Origin of the sequence: Pseudoalteromonas tunicata, assembly GCF_002310815.1 — a bacterium.
GTDB classification, from domain to species: Bacteria; Pseudomonadota; Gammaproteobacteria; order Enterobacterales; family Alteromonadaceae; genus Pseudoalteromonas; species Pseudoalteromonas tunicata.
The window spans coordinates 896,814-914,866 of the sequence record NZ_CP011033.1; the positions used below are offsets into that span (position 1 = coordinate 896,814).

The following is an 18,053-nucleotide window of genomic DNA, read 5'->3' on the forward strand; positions in this document are numbered from 1 at the left end:
TACTTTTTAGGCTTTAACACTTTAACTTTAGAGTGTTTTAAAGTTTAGTAACTTTTTGTTTTAGTTGATTTTATGTTTATTTTTTCAATCTTGAAAGCATGAGTGAATGTTAAGGGTGCCCGTTTTATTAGTGTCGAAAAATAACACTGTTATTATAAAAATGTGTTAACGAAAAATATCAGAGTACTATCAATATCTACGAATAAAGTGTAAGATTTAGCCATATTTATGAAAATAAATGTACTCTCACCAAATTAAGCACGATTTACGGAGCTCGGCATGAAATTAAAAAGATTAACTTGTGGCGTTTTGTTGGCTCTAGGCGGCCAAGTTCAAGCCAATGAAGTTTGTAGTAGTGAAGTGTATGGGGTTAATCTTAATGCCGGCTCGAGCATCGTAAAAATTACCCCTACAACGGGTCAATTTGCGTTGCATTCATCTGTGTTGCAATATTCAGATGCACTGGCGTATCAAGAATCAACGGATCGCCTTTATTATGTTACCAAGCCAGTAAATGGTAAGCCGCGTTTAGTCTATGTTGACATGGCAACAGAGCAACATGTTGATGTTGCAGCAACAACAGGTACTTATCGTTTAGCATTTTCTCCAGATGGTCAAACACTTTGGGGTTCTTCAGAAGATACCGTATTTAATATAAATACTAACGACGGCACAGTAAGCAACAAAGTAACTCTAACAGGATTTGCAACTGATGCAGACAAACTGTGGGGTGATATTGTATTTATTAACGATACATTACACATAGTAACTAATAAAAAGTTATTTGCTGTTGATTTAGCCGCTGGCACTGTACGCGAAGTGGGCATGCATAACTTAAGTGTAACAGGCTCAACGATTGACTCACTGGGTCAATTATTAGTATCGAGCAATGCTGGTAATAATAAAACCGACCTCTATACCTTAGATCCTGCAACAGCTAAACCATCATTATTAAGCTCAATTAACTATCGTATCAATGACCTTGCAACGCGTACTTATGTACAACCAGCATGCACACAATTGCAAGATAACGTATCGTCTGTTGAAGCAATAAAAAACAATTCGGTTGAAGGGCAAGTTCTGCATGCTCGAGTGCATTTTGAGCAACCGATTTCAACCGATACAGTTACTTATTTAAATATTGAAAACGCATCGGCTCAAAAAAATGCCGATTTTGACCGTTTTGTTGAATTATCATTTGATAATGGCATGACTTGGACCAGCGTTAAAAACATTTCAACCATCGCCACTACGGATGCATTCAAAGGGTTAAGCCACTTTGATGTGCGTATACATTCTTTCAAAGATGGTGATATTGAAGGCAACGAAAATTTTGTGCTAGAAGCATGGAATGAAGGTCAAGCAGATAAAAAGTCACGTATTTTCACTATTGTTGATCAAGACAGCTCTTCTCCTGATGTAACCTCAGTAACACTTACTTCTGAAAATGTACCTGAAGGCGTTTTCATGGTGGCTGACGTTGTTTTGTCACAAGCGACAACCTCAGAATTTGATCATTACATTCAATTAGTCACTAACAGTGAAAACCCTGCTTATAGTGCTCTAAATGAAGATTTTACTGGCCAACTAGAAATCAGTTTTAACCGTGGTATTTCATGGCAAAGTATAGGTTTGGTTGGTGAGTTAATTAAAGCTCGCATTTATGAAGGTGTTTCTGAGTATAAACTGCGTGCAAAAGTCTATTCAGACGGTGTTACAGAAGGAGCTGAAACTGCAGCAATTTCAATTTCAGCTTCTAGCGATGGCCTATTTGCTATTGAACGTCCATTTACTATAAATGACGCAGTAAAAAGTTGTCTACCTAAGGTCATGTACACTATCGCCTTACCAAACCCATTTAGCGAAGATGGTTATATGGACTTTGAGGTTGGCTACCGTTCAGAAGCAAAATGTGATGGTCAGTACAAATTTGAATTAGTAGAAACCAGTATTTCTTATGTTGATAAAGCAAAGAAAGGTGTCGATTTTAGTACTCTAGTTGATATAAAAGACATTAACTCTCGTGAGTTTGAGCAATTTGCTGTTGATGCAAGTGGCGTAGTAACAATTGATGTACCTAAAGGTTCTGCTGGTTTTGTAGTTCGTGTGTATGGTAAACCAGATGATATTATTGAAGGCCCTGAAGAGTTTTCAATTAATGCTTGGGCATCACCAGACCAATCAGATTTATTCTTTAAAGATATTACAATTTTAGATGGTGATAATATCACACCATCAACGTCACCAAATGTATCTCTGTTGTCGATTAATCCTAATCCTGCGGCTGAAGGTCAAACCGCTCGTATTACGGTTTCACTTGAAAAAGCGACCACAGTTATAGATAGCGTCCTAAATGTAAAATTTAATGATGTTGAAGCTATTAGCACTGAAGATTATAACAATATTGCTGCTGTTAGTTTTGATGTTGGTGCAACATGGCAAAGTGTTGATTTAAAATCTCAAGCTGCTTTGTTATTGCCAATAGGAACACAGACAGTATTAATCGATGTTGCTACAAAGACTGATGACGAGTTTGAAACCAGTGAAAGCACAATGTTTTCTGCTTGGGGTCAAGATGATCAAAGTGATTTTAAAACCCGTAAGTTAACTATCACAGATATGACAACCGCTTCGATATCTTTAAGCAGCGTAACTGGTAATGTAGTTGAAGGCCAACAAGTCGAATTATTACTTCGACTTAATCAAGCATTAAATGAAGATGCTACAATTTATTTTGCTCCCTATGATGGCACAGCTAAAGTTGGTCAAGATTTTTCAGCTTATAACTATACGATCACGTTAGAGGCAGGAAAAACAGATTACAGTATATTTATTAACACTACTGACGATCTTGATTTAGAAGATATTGAATATTTTGATGTACAAGTGACTGGCCTGGTAAATGTATCTGGTTCACAAACGTTACGTGTATTCATTAATGATAATGAGCAAACTCCAACCATGGACCAAGTTCGTGCTTTAGCTACTTCAGTTAAAGAAGGCGATGAAGCGAGTTTTGCTGTTTCGTTAACCCATGCTCTAAATGCTCCAACGTTAGTAAGTTTAAGCCTAACAGATGATTCAGCAAAAGCTGGTGATGATTTTGCTTCAATCGTCAATGTAAGCTTTGATAATGGCGTTACTTGGTCTTCAACAACGTTGCCAAACACGGTTGAAGTACCCGCTCAAGTATCAGAGTTCATTGTTAAGGTCACCACAATTCGTGACACTGAACGTGAGTCTACAGAAGAGTTTTCGTTAAAAGCTTGGACTACTTCTAATGCATCTGACATCGCTCAGGCGTCGGGCACTATTACAGATAACGGCGCGCCAATAGCAACTGATGATTCAGCTGAAGTTAATGAAGATAGTTTAGCTAACAATATTGATGTGCTCGGTAATGACAGCGATCCTGAAAATGACAAGTTGACAGTCGCTAGTGCAACATCAAACGAGGGTGTTGTTCAAATTAACATCAATGGCACATTGAACTTCCAGCCAGATACAAATTTTAATGGTATTGCAACGATCACTTATGTAGTCGTAGATGAATTTGGTGGTGAAGATACCGCTTATGTTTCAGTAAATGTAATACCTGTTAATGATGCGCCAATTGCTAGACCAGATTTAGCTAAAGTTTCTGAAGATAGCCAAGACAATATTATTGTAGTTTTATCGAATGATGAAGATATTGATAAAGATACTTTATCAGTAACGAGTGCCTCGGCTAATAATGGCACAGTCATTATTAATATTGATGGAACAGTTACTTATACGCCAAATGCTAATTTTACTGGCACTGATACCATTAGCTACAGTGTTTCTGATGGTAAGGGTGGTAGTGCTTCAAGTACAGTGACAGTTACAGTTGATAACCAAAACGATGCGCCAACAGCTGCACCATTTACAGCAATTGTTGATGAAGATAGCCTAAATAATGTCATTGATGTATCTGCTTATCTAGCCGATAACGACAACGATACTTTAACTTTATCAAGTCCTGCAGCTAATAACGGGGTAGTGACGGTAGTTGATAACGGTAAGTTAACTTATACACCAAAGCCTGGTTTTGTCGGCTCAGATACTATTACCTATACAGTAAGTGATGGTAAAGGTGGTACAGCACAAGGTGTGATTACAATGACAGTTAAAAATGTCAATGATGCACCTGTCGCTAAACCTAAGGCTGTCGAAGTTAACGAGAATAGTCAAAATAATATCATCACATTAGCAGACGTATTAGAAGATGCTGATAATGATGTATTAACAGTAACTAACATTTCTGCCCAGCACGGTACTGTAACGCTTCAAAATGGCCAACTAGTATATACACCGCAAGCTAGTTATTCTGGCGCTGATGAAATCACTTACACTGTCAGTGATGGCAAAGGGGGTAGTGCTCAAGGCTATGTTGAAGTAACTATCAAGCCTGTAAACGCAACTATTTCATTAATTGCAGTCAATGGCGCAAGCCGAGAAGAGGGCCAAACGGCAACATATCGTATTGTACTTAATCAAGCGATTTCAAATGATGCCACTATTGAAGTGCAAGTCACTAATGGCACAGCGTTTAAAGGTAGTGACTTTAGTTTCACCAATACCACAATGACAGTTCCAGCAGGTCAAACGTCAGTTGAATTTAATGTGGTTACCATTGAAGACTCAACCCATGAAGAGCTTGAAGATTATAATGTGAAAATTATCGCTAAATCTAACGCAACGGGTACTGCACAATTAAAAGCTGTGATTGTTGATGACGATTGTTTGCCAGCTGAATATACCCGTATAAACTACCGCTTCATCAGTGAGTCGGCAGGTTGGGATAACGATTGGGGTATTAAAGTCGATGGTAAATACACTAAATTGCTAGACGAGCGTGGTGCTTCAGGTTCTTTTGATGTCCCTCTTGGAAAAAATATCACCTATGTACTTGCTCGTGATGGTAAGTCAAATGATTTAACTACAGATTTCAAATGGAATGGAACTGATCAACGCTGGGAAGATACATACAGAGGTGATGCGGATTACAATGATTTTGTAGTTAATGTTACAACCGCCAAAGTATCGTATGGTTGTAAATAAGCGTTAATCTAGTCTGTTAGAGCCAGACTACTACTATTAAAAGCCAGTTATTAAACTGGCTTTTTTATTTTTTACTTATCCTTGAGTTTGTTTATATCTTAATAAAGTAAGGGAGAATGATTAAAGCAACTCCTGTAATTACCAGTATAAAAATATTCACAATAAAATATGGTACTATCAATAAGCCAATTCCCGCGAGTAATGGGACGACCGCGCGTTGTTTCTTACCATAAATAAAATAGCCTAAGCCAATCCCTCCAAATAAGATGCCCCACAGCAACTGAGCTGTTGTATCCATGACCTAACCCACTTTGTAATCGATTTTTTACTATGGCATTAATAATAAAAAATGTTAAGACGATAATTGTTTAACCAAAGGCTCGATTATTAAAGCCGTTATCCTAATCTCTGTAATGTTCGTTTTTATATTTGCAGTAAAAGCGTTAACCATTACATTAAAAATTATTAGCTTGAAGGTAATTAACCTTAATACTCGATAATAAATCTATTACAGCTAGCAATTTTGAGTTTTTCTGATAAAAAACTAACCCTATAATAAAACTGAGAAATTAAGGCTTAGTTCAGTTTCATAATGTGATACTGCAGTTGTTCATTTGAACACTTCCCTTATGAAACATTGTTGATTGTTTTATTTAGCCAACCTAATTATTAGGTTGGCTTTTTTTGTATCTGCGAGTTCTCTTTTGCATCATTCGACAACATTTATTCAACTGCTAAACTTAGCTGATGTAAATTTCAAAGGTGAACAGGATGATTATTTGCGCTCGTACTTGGTTCATATTATCTATCATGCTTAGTGTGTTTACTGCATCGTTATTTGCTGCGCCTATACAAATTTATACCGAAGAGTTCTCACCTTTTCAAATTAGCAACAAACAAGGGGATGTCTCAGGTTTAGCGACTGATATCGTTACTAATATTTTTAATCATGCAAATATTGAGCATCAAATTGAAATTTATCCTTGGTTTAGAGCTGTTCATACTGTTGAAAAAACACCAGATACATTTATTTATTCGATGGCGAGGACGAATGAACGAGAAAATAAATTTATCTGGATCGCACCACTTTGCCACTTAGAAGTTTCTTTTTATCGTTTAAAATCACGTAATGATATTGAGATTAATAGCTTAGAAGATGCAAAAACTTATGTAACAGCTGTTGCTGCAGGCCAGCCATCAGAGGCCTTTTTAATAAATCATGGGTTCAATGTAGAAAATAATTTAGTCGTGGTCGCAAGTCATGAACAATCGGCAGGAATGCTTCCTAAAGATAGAATCGATCTTATATTTGGTGCCGATTTATTTATTGAAAATGTGCAGCATATCTTTCAGATGGATACACTTTGGCAAAAAGTTTACACCGAACCCAAGTTAAGTAAAACCATGTATTTAGCAGCAAACATACATACTTCTCAAGCCTTAATTGAGCAATTAAAAGAAAGTTATTCAACCATTAAACCTCAGCTTATTTCTAATCCTGACTGTCCTCAATCCTCGTTTTAAAGAAGAACGCAGCTCTTTTTTTCACTTTTAACGCGCGAAAAAGTGTCCGAAACGGACACTTTTTCATGTCCGCGGTCAGTTTTATTTACCTTACTTGAAATTGAAATATATTTAAATTCAATCTGTTATCTTCTTTTTGAATGTTGGCACATATCTCGAATACTCCTGGTTAATTAAGTCATTCAAGGAATGGACATGTTATTAACCACTTTGTTTTTTGCAACTCCAGTAATAGTTATAAGCATTGCACTATTGATTGCTTTGATAGAACAAAAAAGCCAATTGTTAGCTGTATTTGGAGGCAGCAAAATATGATTAAAAATACCAGTGCACAAGATGTGATGGTTAAAAAACCAAAACAAACATTACGCAATAGCCTGATTGCGCTTGCCATTGTTGGCGGTGTTTTTGCTGTTTCGATGAACATTGAACAAAATAGTAGTAATGCGCTGTCAATTCAAACCAGTAAAGTACAACTTGCGACGGTCTTACGAGGAGACTTAACCCGCGATGTTGCTGCTAATGGACGAATTGTTGCAGCCAATGCACCGCAAGTGTATAGCCCTGAACAAGGTTATGTAGATTTATTGGTTCAACCGGGTGATAAAGTGTCGCTTGGGCAAGTCATTGCACAGGTGTCAAGCCCAGAGCTTAATAACAAACTTAAACAACAAGAGTCTGTTTTACAGCGTCTAAGTGGTGAGCTTGAGCGTCAAAAGCTTGATGCCCGTCGTCAATCGTTGGCATTAACTAAAACCCTCGATTTAGCACAAGTGGAATTGACCGCAGCCGATCGCGAAAGTCGTCGCGCCCATTTATCGATTGCTAAAAGCCTGATCAGCCAAATCGATTTAGAAGCGGCTGATGATAATTTAGCACGTGCAAAGTTGAGTTTTACTCATGCAGAGCAAGAAGTGCTGCTAGCTAAAGATACTCTCGCTTTTGAACTAAAAGCTGCCCAAAGTGAAGTTGAACGTCAGCAACTCGTAGTTGATGAGCTTTCGCGTCAAGTGATGAATCTAGATATTAAAGCATCTGTTAATGGCATTGTCGGTAATCATTTAGTGCAGCAAAAATCTGCCGTTGCGCCAAGCCAAGCTTTAATGACACTTGTTGATTTGACCGCGTTTGAAGCTGAACTACAAGTCCCTGAAAGTTATGCCAATGAATTGGGTTTAGGGATGGATGTTGAGCTGCAAATTGGTGCTGAGCATATTGTTGGTAAACTATCAGCTATTTCTCCTGAGGTAAGCGGTCGAGAAGTCACAACACGAGTGCGGTTTAACGATCAGATTGATTTAAATTTACGCCAAAATCAGCGTGTTTCAGCACGAATCTTACTCGAAAATCGAGAGAACGTATTAATGGTAAAACGCGGTGCATTTATGCAGCAAGGGGGATTTATCGCTTATAAAGTTGAGAACAATGTTGCAACTCGCATTGAAATAGCCACTGGCGCAACCAGCATCGCAGCTGTAGAGCTGAGTGCGGGTGTAAAAGAAGGCGATACGTTAATCGTCTCCAGTTATGAGCAATTTGCCAATGCTGACAATATTTTATTGCACTGATCAGTTTACTAAATCATAACCAAAAAATAGAATTTAAATAGGATTAACATCATGTTAGAAATGAATAATATCAGCAAAGTATATCAATCAGATATGGTTCAAACTCATGCATTACGTGAGTTTAACTTAAGCGTGAATGAGGGGGAGTTTATTGCTGTCACTGGCCCTTCCGGATCAGGTAAAACAACATTTTTAAATATTGCCGGGATGCTTGAACCTTATACGGGCGGTCAATATTTACTTGATGGCACAGATGTTGGCAAATTGAACGATAACGCATTAGCAGAGCTGCGAAATCAAAAAATTGGCTTTATCTTCCAAGGATTTAATTTAATCCCAGATCTTAATTTGTACGAAAATATCGAAGTACCATTACGCTACCGCGGTATTAAATCGAATGAGCGTAAACGTAGAATTGAAGAATGTTTAGAGCAAGTAGGTTTAGCTGCACGTGCCAAACATTTGCCACAGCAATTATCGGGTGGGCAACAGCAACGGGTGGCCATTGCCCGAGCGCTTGCAGGTAAACCTCGATTTTTACTGGCTGATGAACCAACGGGTAATCTCGATAGCTTAATGGCGCGCCAAGTGATGGAGTTGCTAGAACAAATTAATCGCGATGGCGCAACAATTATTATGGTGACACACGACCCCGATTTAGCCCGCCGCGCGCCACGCAATATTCAAGTGGTTGATGGGCAACTAGCTGATTTCAGCTTGTACCAAGGTGCGCCCGAAATCATTACCCATAGCGGCCAAGTGGTAGGAGCCTAACATGTTTATTCATTATTTAGATTTAAGTTGGCGCAGCCTAAAGCGCACGCCACTGGTGAGTTTTTTAATGATTTTAGCCATTGCAATTGGCATAGGTGTCACCATGACAAGTTTGTCGGTTTATCACATGATGTCGATGGATCCCATTCCAAGCAAAAGTGATAAGTTATTTATGGTACAGCTTGAAACGATGGATGAAGGCGAAGATTGGTGGACTTCTGACACCATGCCTAGGCAATTAACCTTTAAAGACAGTGAAAACTTACAATTTGCTAAGCAAGGTTTACGTCAAGCTGCAATGGTCAAAACAGGTTTTGCAGTGCATTTGAATAACCCTGATTTTAAACCTTTATTACGACCAACCCGAGCAACAGGCCGAGATTTCTTTGAAATGTTTAATGTGCCATTTTTATATGGGAGTGCATGGTCAGAACAATTAGCACAAGATGGCGCGCCTGTCGTGGTAATTGGTGATGAACTAAATCAACAATTATTTGGTGGTGGTAACAATGTTGGTAAAACCATTTATTTAGATGATGATACATACGAAATAGTGGGGATTTTAGCGCCTTGGAAACTAGCTAGTAAATTTTACGATTTAAATAATGGTTCATTTCGTGATACCGAACAGGTTTATATCCCTTTCTCATTAGTTCGAATTAAACACCTTGAAAGTTGGGGGAATAATAACGGATGGAAACACGAGGATATACAAACGCATCAAAATAAACTCGATTCAGAAATTCTTTGGTTGCAATTTTGGGTTGAATTACCAGACGCATCCAGTGTAGCAATGTATAAAACGTTTCTTAAAAACTATATTGCAGAACAACAAAAAGTAGGGCGGTTTAATCGTAATGAACCCAGATCAATAATACGAAATGTAAAGCAATGGCTTGAGTACAACGAAGTGGTGAGTGAAGATAATAAAATTTTGGTCGGACTTAGTTTTATGTTTTTGGCGGTATGCTTAGCCAATATATTAGGATTGTTATTGGCTAAATTTATGCGACGAGCACCAGAAATTGGTGTGCGTCGAGCATTAGGAGCAAGCAAAACACAAGTATTCGCCCAGCATATGGTAGAAGTTTCTGTACTTGGATTACTAGGTGGTGTACTCGGTATTGTCATTGCACAAATAGGCTTAATCGGAATTCGTCAAGCAGACCGTGATTATGAGATGTTGGCCGTAATGGACCCAACTATGTTATTGAGTGCCCCGATGATCGCAATCTCAGCCTGTATTTTGGCTGGTCTTTATCCTGCTTGGTTGGTGTGCAAAACTAATCCTGCAATTTATCTAAAAAGCCAATAAGGAACGCATCATGTCAGAACTAAAACCTATTTTTAATTCATTATTACGTTCTCGTGTTGGCGCTGTACTGTTAATCGTACAAATCGCTTTAACCTTAGCGATTGTAAGTAATGCCGCATTTATGATCCACGACCGTATCGCTTATTTAAATCAGCCAACGGGATACCCAGAACAAGATATTTTTAAATTTAACGTCACTTCATTTGGTAAAGATATTGATTTATCGAAACAATTTGAGCTAGATGAAGATGCGGTTCGTGCAATCCCTGGTGTGATTAATGCGGTGATGATAAATCAAATTCCCATTTCAGGTAGTGGTGACTCAACGGGGTTTGCACTAAAACCACGCTCAGAGCCAGGTCCATCAATCCGAGCGGCCTATTTTATTGCTGATGAAAACTTTGCCGATGCAGCTGGTGTTAAAATCATCAGTGGTCGCAATATTAGACCCGATGAAGTGGTAATGAGTAATAAGTTCGATACCGTGCCAACCGTTGCGCTTGTTAGCAAACAATTTGCTAAAGATATGTTTCCAGATTCAGATCCACTAGGTCAAATCATTTATTATGGTGATAACCCGTTTACAGTTGTTGGGGTGCTCGATCACATGACTGGGCCTTGGTTGAGTGACTCAAGACCAAATAATGTGGTGATATTTCCCTTTGCGCTAGGCCAAACAATTCGTAAATTTTTGGTGCGGACTGAGCCTGGCATGCGCGATGAAGTAATGCATCAAATTGAATCATTGATGCTGGGTTTAGAGTCGCAGCGAGTGATTACTGACTTAACAACAATGGACGATAAAAAAGCCGAATATGTTGCACAAGATAGGTTAATGATGCGCATGTTAATCGCGCTGATTTCAATCTTAGTGGTCGTTACTGCGCTTGGTATTTTTGGCTTGACCTTGTTTAATATCAGTAAGCGAACCAAACAAATTGGTACCCGCCGTGCGCTTGGGGCGAAAAAGTCCGATATTGTGAAATACTTTATTATCGAAAATGGTTTAATTAGTGCTGTGGGCTTGGTGATAGGAGCTATTTTCGCTATCTTATTGGGCAATAAATTGATGACACTGTACTCGTTACCACAATTAAACTTTAAATATGTGGTTGTAACTGCATTCGGTATATTTGTGATGAGTTTAATTGCGGTGTATGGCCCGGCAAAACGCGCCGCGAATATTTCGCCAAGTATTGCAACTCGTTCAGTGTAATTGGATACATTATCGGCTTTGTTTTTTACACCAATTCAGGGGTTTAAGCAAAGTCGGTATTCAAGGATATAAAAATAATAATGAGCAAAATTTTAATTGTTGATGATAATCCGGCCATTTTAGAGTCGCTCGCGCTACTGCTTGAAATTCACGATTATCATGTGGTGTGTGCCCAAACCCCGTTTGAAGCAGAACAAATTGTTCGTTACCAACGCATTAGCTTGGTATTACAAGACATGAATTTCAGTGCCGATACCACCTCAGGCAAAGAGGGGGTTGATTTGTTTCATGCACTTCGCGCCATAAATCCACATTTGCCTATTATTTTAATTACTGCTTGGACAGAACTTGAAACCGCGATTGAACTGGTCAAAGCGGGCGCGGCAGATTATTTAGCCAAGCCATGGGACGATCATAAGCTTTTAGTCAGTGTGGCTAATTTAATTGCGTTGGGCGATGCTAAAAATCAAAACAGTACGCTCACGCGCCAGCAACAAGAACGCGAACAAAATCATCAACAACATAATTTAGCTGGCTTAGTTTATGCCAGCACGGCGATGCAGCGCATTGTGGATATGGCACTGCAATTGGCTAAATCCGATGTCTCGGTGCTTATCACAGGTCCAAATGGCAGCGGTAAAGAACGTATTGCTGAAATTATTCAAGTGAACTCAGCATTAGCAAATAAACCTTTTATTAAGGTTAATGCTGGGGCATTACCACAAGATTTGATTGAAGCTGAGTTATTTGGTGCTGAAGCAGGCGCATATACTGGCAGTAATGGCCGTCGTATTGGTCGTTTTGAAGCCGCCGATGGTGGCACCCTATTTTTAGATGAAATTGGTAATTTGCCTCTGGCAGGGCAAATGAAATTGCTGCGGGTATTACAAAGCGGGGAGTTTGAACGCTTAGGCTCGGTTGAAACACAAAAAGTTAATGTGCGGGTCATTTCAGCAACTAACGCAGCACTGAATGACGATATAAAAGCCGGACGTTTTCGCGAAGATTTATATTACCGCTTAAATGTAATTGAACTGCAATTGCCCGCTTTAGCACAGCGTAAAGACGATATTTTAGCACTGGCACAGCACTTTTTACCTGAGCGTGAGTTAAGTGTGATGGCCGAGCAGGCCTTACTGTCCCATTCATGGCCTGGCAATGTGCGAGAACTCGAAAACGCCTGCAAACGTGCTGCGGTGCTTAAACAATCGGGCACACTAGAAGCCGAAGACTTTGCACTTCAGCGCTTAACAAGCACCGATATTGGACAAAAATCAGTGCAAGAGCCAGAAAAAGCAGAGCTTGAGCAAGCTATGCGCGAATACCAAGGTGTCATTGCCAAAGTCGCGCGTCATTTTGGTTTAAGTCGCCAAGCGCTTTACCGCCGTTTACAAAAATTTGAGATTGAGTATTAATGCGCGCCTTTCATTCCATCAAGTCTAAATTACAAGCGATTGTGGTTTTTGTTACAGCCTTGCCCATAATATTACTGGTTTGCCAGCAAGACTGGTCGTTTGCTTTAAGTGTCTTCGCAGTGATAGGGAGTATGTTTATAATTTTGATACTGACTCATATGCTCTATCGCCCGCTAGATAAAGGCTTGAGCGCATTAGAATCAGGTTTACTTAACTTTAAAGATGGCGAGTTTTCGACCTTGCTGGGTTACCGTGCAACCGATGAGCTTGGCGTGCTATGTAGTTTATACAATGAAACCGCGCAAAAACTGCGCAAAGAAAAACAATGGATTTACCAGCGCGAACTGATGCTTGATAAAGTATTACAAAGTTCACCACAGGCCTTATTACTTGTCGATGACAGTCAACATTTAGTTTATTCAAACCACACAGCACGTGAGTTATTCTTAAAAGGACAGCGTCTTGAAGGCTCACTGTTAAGTGATATTTTAGCCGCTGCACCTGCGAGCTTAGCAACCGCAATAGAGCAAGGCCGCGATGGCCTATTTAGCTTTGAAGTAGCCGAGAATGAGGCGCAAACCTGGCATTTATCAACAGGGCGTTTTTTACTCAACAATCAGTATCATTACTTATATTTATTTAAACACTTAACCCGTGAGCTTAGCCGCCAAGAAGTGGCAGTATGGAAAAAAGTTATCAGGGTGATAAGTCATGAACTCAATAATTCATTGGCCCCCATTTCGTCTATGCTCCACAGCGGGCAATTACTAGCTAAAAATCTCGATGAACCGCGTTTAGACCGAGTTTTTAAAACGATTGGCGATCGCATTAGTCACCTCAGTGAGTTTATTCAAGGGTATGGCAAGTTTGCCAAATTACCGACTCCACAGCCTGTTAGCATTAATTGGCAAGAGTTACTCATCAGTTTACAAAGCCAATGGTCGTTTGATTTGCAAGGTGCTTTGCCACAGCAAAATGGCTATGCCGACCGCGCGCAACTCGAACAACTACTGATAAATTTATTAAAAAATGCCCATGAATCAGGCTCAGCACCCAGTGACATTCAATTACAGGTTGAAACGGCCAATGAAGGTTCACAACAAGGCCATTTAATAAGCGTCAACGATGGTGGAAAAGGTATGAGCGAAACCGTAATGAACAATGCGCTACTGCCATTTTATTCCACTAAAAGCAGTGGTACAGGCTTAGGATTGGCATTGTGCCGTGAAATTGCTGAGGCCCATCAAGGTAAAATTAGTATATTTAATCGCAACGAAGGCGGTGTTAGCATTAAGGTGTGGTTACCTTTGATGAGTTATCGCTAAGTTTCATTACGATTGATTGAACACAATAGAAGTTTGAAGTGTTTGCTTTTTAGGTGCACTAGCGTACAGAGCATGTAATTTAAATTAGATAAACTTCGATGTGTGCTGATGACATGGGTGTTGTCGGCGAAAAACGTTCAGAGGTTATTATGCAAAACACTGCTCACAATAAAAGAAGTACCGACAAAAAGCCCGAAGAAGCTCAAACGCCAACGACAGCCAACCACCCTCAATATAAAAAGCCTAAACAAGGGCCAAAGTAGTAACTTATTACGTTTAATGAATAAAACACGCTTTAAATACTAAAAAGACGTATCACCAGATACGTCTTTTTAGTATTTAAATAATGATTTACTTCTTAATTTTATCTTTAGCTAAAATGAAACTTGCTGTGGTTTCGAGCATAAGTTTTAAATTAACAGATGTGTTTAGCATTAAAAACCGCTTTTCAAATTGGCATCGGCGTGAGCTTTGGTATTTTTGTAGGTGCAAGCCTGCTTGCGAAGGCGAGCAAAGCTCGGCCGCTTTTTCATCGGTATAAAATAGTGTGCTTGTAATAAGTTGTAAGAAAATCAGATTTGTATCTTATTGTCTATTATGAAGTTTATCAGTAACCTTGCTAATTATTGCATTTAAAAATGTGAAATAGAGGTTGAAGTTAAGTGTTACTTTTTATGATCAAAGGCAAAAAAAGACCAGAACAGACTAATTTTGGTAAAAACCGTATTATTTAAGTTGTTGTTTTAAATTCATTAAGATTGACAGTCCTTAAGTATGTGTACAACGTAAAGATCATGTTGTTTGCGCTTCTCACTTACTATGAATGACTAAAACTCCTTACTTAGCGAGTCTGTTACAAGCTTTAGGTTAGCTTACAGTAGTTGCGATAGTGGGCTTTGCACGGCATTGCCTCCTTGCTTTAGCACATGAGTATAAATTTGCGTGGTTTTTACATCGGAATGCCCTAGCTGCTCTTGCACAGTGCGGATATCCATACCCGCTTGTAACAAGTGGGTGGCGAAAGAGTGGCGTAAAGTGTGGCAGCTAACATGCTTGCCGATAGCCGCTTTGCGGGAGGCACTCTTGACTGCCTTTTGCAAACCTGACTCATCAATATGATGGCGACGCAGCAATGTAGAATCAGGATCAATGCTTAGTTTGCCGGATGGAAATAAATACTGCCAGCCAAGCTCTTTTGGCGCACTGGGATATTTTCGGGCTAAAGCAAAAGGTAACCAAACCCCAGCATAATCTGCAGTTTCCAGATCTTGCTGATAATAAGCCTCGACCAAGGAAGTTTGGCGTTTTAATGCCGGCACCAGCTCAGGCGCTAAGGTCACCCGACGGTGCTTACCACCTTTACCATGATGGATAGGTAATCAAAATCAATGGCCGCAACCCGTAACCGCACCGCCTCCATTAACCGCAAACCGCTACCATATAACAATTGCGCCAGTAGCAAATAGCCAGGATCAATTTCTCTTAACAGACGTTTGATTTCGTCTTTGGTTAATACAACAGGCAGTTTTCTCGGCTTACTTGATTGATTAAAATTAAGGTTAAGTGATAACGGCCGCTGTAAAATCTCTTTATACAAAAAACTGAGTGCATTTAGTGCCAATGCTTGTGTTTGCACTGCAACATGCCGATTGACTGCAAGGTAGGTTAAAAACTGCTCTACATGTTGCTCCGCTAAGTCTTTAGGGTGCTGCTTTTTATGAAATAAAATATAAAAACGGATCCAATGTAAATACGTTTCCACCGTGCGCTTAGCATAGCGGCGTTTGTACATCTCTTCAGTTACGAAGTCTAAAAAAGGTGATTGCGTTGGCATTTTTATACTCCACTAATAACTACTGTTTAAGTGTACAGTTATTCAAAAAATGTCAAGCCGCTCTTGTTAGACGGATGTTTACGTATTTTCACTTAACGTTATAAAATTAATTTTATAACGTGTTGTCTGTAGTGAGTTTTTTGGTTAATGTATTGCCAAATAAATTTACAACTACGGAAAAGTCCGTTTTTAAATACGGAAAGTTCCGTCGAATAAGCGTTATGCATAGGGAGAAATAATGCAACATTATCCACCAGAACATCGAAAAGAGGACTTTCATTGCCCTTTGTGTGGGGTTTATGCAAAGCAACATTGGGGGAATGGTTATCATGACCTGTGGGGGAATTACCGCCAAAATGCCATGACTGTTGCAACATGCTCACATTGTGAAAAACTGTCTTACTGGCTAGATGGTCGAATGATTTATCCATCAACAGGAACAGTAGAACTTCCAAGCCCTGACCTTCCAGAAAACTGCCTGCAGGATTATGAAGAAGCGCGAGATATTGTGGCAAGATCTCCTAAAGGGGCTGCGGCCTTGCTTCGATTATGCATTCAGAAGCTAATGGTTCATTTAGGGCTGCCAGGCAATAATATCAATAATGATATTGCCTCTTTAGTTGAAGCGGGCCTTCCTCCTTTGGTCCAGAAGTCTCTAGATATCTGTCGTGTTGTTGGCAACAACGCAGTACATCCGGGAGAAATAGATTTAAATGATTCCCCAGAAATAGCAAATCATCTTTTCCGGCTTGTAAATCTAATTGTTCAGGATCGAATAACTCGACCCAGAGAAGTAGAAGAGCTCTACGGCTCCTTGCCTGAGGGAGCTAGAGAAGCTATAGAGAGGCGTGATGCATAACAAGTTGCTGCACTCGGAAAAATTACTCGCTGCGCTCCCAATTTTCCGGTGAGCAAGGCGTTAGAGCACCAGCATATAACTCAGGGAGCAGCATGAACGAAATTGAACTGATTAGCTTTATTACACCTACTATTGGGATTAGTGTTGGTGTGATGTTAGCGCTTATGTTTTTTAGAGAGTGGAGAAAGTCACGTGATAGAGATTTTGCATTCAGAAAAGAAGAGCTTCATTTGCGACAGGTCGAAATTGAAACAGGAAAGAACTCGATAAATATAGAAAATGCGAATGGTTCGGATACTGACTTAGGTGGCTATATAACTGTAGATATGCCAGAAGAACGAAAATCACTTTTCCATGACTTATTAAAAGGTTTTGAAGATTACGCTGCTCTTAAAGGATATAAGGTCAACGTTTCAATTGATTCTTCTTTAAATGGTAAAATATCATTCAAGATAGTTGTAAATGATTTTGGAATTGTTGGTAACAGAGATAGCGTAAAAAAGGATTTAAACGAATTCATTACCAAGATTCAAAAAGGTGAGCCTCTCGATGATCTTGAATCGGTTTCAGGGGATTTGGTGCATTCTGGATTGCTAATGGCCCTAAAAAATAGAATTAGTATGCTTCAAGGTCAATATGAAGTGCAGTCAAACATTAATGATTACTATAAGTCTTTCTTTGCACAATTACCTACCCAAAGTGTAAGTCATACTCAACCGATACATATTTACAATGGAGGACATGAAATGGATCAAAGAAAATATATCGCAAATAACTCAGCAAATGTAATGCAGGGGGATAACCACTCTAATTTAGTTGAAGGCAACAATATTAATATTGGCTCTACATTCGCTGAAAAAAATGAAAGAGTTCAAGGTTTAGAAGAGCTTATTGCCTTACTAAAGCAAGGTGATATTCAAGAAAAAGATAAAGCGTTACGTCACTTAGAAAATGCCAAAGAAGAGTTGACGGATGAGGCTGAGCCGGATGAAGGTACTATTGGTAAGTGGTTAAATAAAGCCACGGGTATTTTAAAGTATGCAGATAAAGGCTCTGAACTATTTACAAAAGCAAAAGAAGTTATGACTGGGTTCGGCATCGAAGTATAGTGCTCTAACAAGAGACTATGGCGTCAATAGCT

11 protein-coding genes and 1 pseudogene are annotated in these 18,053 nt (G+C 39.3%); 10 read left to right on the forward strand and 2 right to left on the reverse strand.

Going from position 1 to position 18,053, the window contains the following annotated elements; translation table 11 throughout:
* Positions 1–279 precede the first annotated feature (279 nt).
* Positions 280–5,082, forward strand: a complete 4,803-nt coding sequence (locus tag PTUN_RS21320) for an Ig-like domain-containing protein (protein WP_009836625.1) — start codon at positions 280–282, stop codon at positions 5,080–5,082.
* Positions 5,083–5,173: 91 nt separating this feature from the next.
* Here PTUN_RS21320 and PTUN_RS21325 read toward each other — a convergent pair whose 3' ends face one another.
* Positions 5,174–5,380, reverse strand: coding sequence for a hypothetical protein (locus tag PTUN_RS21325; protein WP_009836624.1), 207 nt, complete (start codon positions 5,378–5,380; stop codon positions 5,174–5,176).
* A gap of 473 nt (positions 5,381–5,853) precedes the next feature.
* Here PTUN_RS21325 and PTUN_RS21330 point away from each other — a divergent pair, with 473 nt between their 5' ends.
* The 7 genes from PTUN_RS21330 to PTUN_RS21360 all read left to right on the forward strand — a co-directional run bounded on the left by PTUN_RS21330 (position 5,854) and on the right by PTUN_RS21360 (position 14,219).
* Positions 5,854–6,606 carry a substrate-binding periplasmic protein gene (locus PTUN_RS21330; protein ID WP_232284961.1) on the forward strand — a complete coding sequence of 251 codons (753 nt, stop codon included), beginning with the start codon at positions 5,854–5,856 and terminating at the stop codon, positions 6,604–6,606.
* A gap of 311 nt (positions 6,607–6,917) precedes the next feature.
* A complete protein-coding gene (locus tag PTUN_RS21335; RefSeq protein WP_009836621.1) occupies positions 6,918–8,174 on the forward strand; it encodes an efflux RND transporter periplasmic adaptor subunit in 1,257 nt (418 codons plus the stop codon).
* A gap of 51 nt (positions 8,175–8,225) precedes the next feature.
* Entirely contained in the window at positions 8,226–8,948 is a 723-nt protein-coding gene (locus PTUN_RS21340; RefSeq protein ID WP_009836620.1) for an ABC transporter ATP-binding protein, read from the forward strand.
* A gap of 1 nt (position 8,949) precedes the next feature.
* A complete protein-coding gene (locus PTUN_RS21345) occupies positions 8,950–10,263 on the forward strand; it encodes an ABC transporter permease (RefSeq protein ID WP_009836619.1) in 1,314 nt (437 codons plus the stop codon).
* 10 nt (positions 10,264–10,273) lie between these two features.
* Complete coding sequence (locus PTUN_RS21350; protein WP_009836618.1) at positions 10,274–11,479, forward strand: ABC transporter permease; 1,206 nt, start codon at positions 10,274–10,276, stop codon at positions 11,477–11,479.
* 80 nt (positions 11,480–11,559) lie between these two features.
* Entirely contained in the window at positions 11,560–12,894 is a 1,335-nt protein-coding gene (locus tag PTUN_RS21355; protein WP_009836617.1) for a sigma-54-dependent transcriptional regulator, read from the forward strand.
* Positions 12,894–14,219, forward strand: coding sequence for a sensor histidine kinase (locus tag PTUN_RS21360; RefSeq protein ID WP_009836616.1), 1,326 nt, complete (start codon positions 12,894–12,896; stop codon positions 14,217–14,219). The genes PTUN_RS21355 and PTUN_RS21360 overlap by 1 nt, the downstream gene beginning before the upstream one ends.
* Positions 14,220–15,091: 872 nt before the next feature.
* Here the strand turns inward: PTUN_RS21360 and PTUN_RS21370 are convergent.
* Positions 15,092–16,053: pseudogene (locus PTUN_RS21370) on the reverse strand (integron integrase).
* Between the two features lie 238 nt (positions 16,054–16,291).
* On the opposite strand from PTUN_RS21370, the gene PTUN_RS21375 reads away from it, so the two are divergent.
* Together PTUN_RS21375 and PTUN_RS21380 are read left to right on the forward strand one after the other, a co-directional pair.
* A complete protein-coding gene (locus PTUN_RS21375; RefSeq protein ID WP_040643430.1) occupies positions 16,292–16,912 on the forward strand; it encodes a DUF4145 domain-containing protein in 621 nt (206 codons plus the stop codon).
* A gap of 92 nt (positions 16,913–17,004) precedes the next feature.
* Positions 17,005–18,021 carry a hypothetical protein gene (locus PTUN_RS21380; RefSeq protein WP_009836610.1) on the forward strand — a complete coding sequence of 339 codons (1,017 nt, stop codon included), beginning with the start codon at positions 17,005–17,007 and terminating at the stop codon, positions 18,019–18,021.
* The last annotated feature ends 32 nt before the right edge of the window (positions 18,022–18,053 follow it).